Annotated in this window: 1 protein-coding gene; it reads left to right on the top strand. The window is 49.8% G+C overall.

The window, feature by feature from the left end:
* The coding region (locus HWQ67_RS18990; protein WP_218254261.1) for a hypothetical protein at nt 1–1244 on the top strand (1244 nt) is incomplete at both ends.

Here is a 1244-nt window from a genome sequence, read left to right as displayed (position 1 = left end):
GGTCGCAGACGCAGACGGCGGCGACGGCGGCATCCTCTGCAAGGCATGGGCCAGGTGGGATATAATGTACGCGCGCAAAAAAGCATCGCCTGAGCCTTCTGCAACACCGGGCACTGAAGAGACCAGGATATTCGTACAGAAAGACGGTATCTCCTACATCAGGTTCAGGAGCAATGATACAGCAGGAAATATGGAAGAGACAGCAAATAAAACAATAAAAATAGACACTGTCTCGCCCGTCATACAGTTCATCACCCCGACGCCGGCGAGCGGTTACAGGATTCCGCACTGGATCCCCGCGAATGTCTCTGCCTATGACCTCCACAGCGGTATAAACAACATAACAATCTACCTCTACAACACAACCGGCCTTGTCCTTAACTACACCTCCACGTCCTCGCCGTTCTATGTCAATTTCACAGCCCTTCCTGAGAATATTTATTACCTGAACGCAAGCACGGCAGATTTGATCGGAAATACTGATGATACGGAGACACGTACCTTCCACATCAAGCATATTGTGCTTCCCGTCGCGGCCGACAGGAGAAATGTCATTCCAGAGGAGATAATAACGGTCACAGGAAATGCCACCCTTTTCCCTGACAATTCATCTGTCGCAAGCACAACCATACATATTTATCTCGACGACGAACTCAAATACAACACAACCTCGCAACTACTCACCACAGGCAGCGGGCAGACGCTCTCCACCAATGCAACAGGCAAGTTCAGGTACTCACTTCCTGCACCGCTCAGGGCAGGCGCACACACGTTAAACATCACTATAACTGACGTAAACGGGATCTACGCTGAAAACCAGACCTCTTTTAACGTGACCAGGGTATCTGTCAGGAACCAGAACGCTACCTTCACAAAATCGGGTTCTTCCTATGTTGACGTCGATTATCTCGCCTCCAGCCCGAACCTGACAATCTCCGCCACCATATACAAAAACATGGATAACCAGATTGACCATGCCTGGGTAAACATCACTGACCCCGCAGATACACTTCACGGCCCCTATTTCCTCGTGAACTCGACGCAGAAGTCAGAGACTGGCCTGTGGTCTGTCTTACTCAATGTCACGCAGGAATTCGATAACATGCCCGGCAACTACACTGTGACCTTCTACGCAAACAGCACCCTCGCAAACAACTCAGTCATAACTCAGGAGATGCCGGCCAGGACTGCGCTGTTTTATGTCCAGAATATAACTGTCTCAGTAGATCTTGACAAATATAGTG

The sequence above is a fragment of the Candidatus Magnetobacterium casense genome (assembly GCF_019173545.1).
Taxonomy (GTDB): domain Bacteria; phylum Nitrospirota; class Thermodesulfovibrionia; order Thermodesulfovibrionales; family Magnetobacteriaceae; genus Magnetobacterium; species Magnetobacterium cryptolimnobacter.
This window is presented reverse-complemented; position numbering and strand designations above follow the sequence as displayed.